The sequence below is a fragment of the Tamlana crocina genome (assembly GCF_012037625.1).
This window is the reverse complement of sequence record NZ_JAAVJS010000322.1, coordinates 1-413: the sequence shown is the minus strand read 5'-3', so window position 1 is coordinate 413 and position 413 is coordinate 1. Positions and strand designations below refer to the sequence as shown.

Below are 413 nucleotides of genomic sequence, written 5' to 3'. Positions count from 1 at the left end.
AGATCCCCGCTGTACTTCATAAGATATAGTACAGGTGCAAAAGTCTCATGCTGCACGATCTCATATTCGTTCTTAGCTTCGGCGATTGCCGGCTTTACATAGCAGCCACTTTCATAGCCTTGTCCTTCCAGCACTCCGCCTTCCACGATAACCTTACCGCCTTCTTCTACCACTTTATCTAATGCAGCCTGATAATTTTTTACGGCATCCTTGTCGATAAGCGGCCCGACATGATTGTTCTCATCCAGCGGATTTCCTATGCGCAGTTGCTTGTAAGCCGCTACAATAGCGTCTTTAACTTTGTCATAGACATCTTCATGAACAATGAGTCTTCTCGTGGAAGTACAACGTTGGCCGCAGGTTCCTACCGCTCCAAAAACGGCACCTATGACAGTGTTTTTAATATTGGCATC

General features: G+C 46.0%; 1 protein-coding gene. It reads right to left on the bottom strand.

What is annotated here, in order from left to right:
• Positions 1-413, bottom strand: a 413-nt coding sequence (locus HC176_RS16930; protein WP_167920182.1) for an aldehyde dehydrogenase family protein, incomplete at both ends; no start/stop codon positions are given.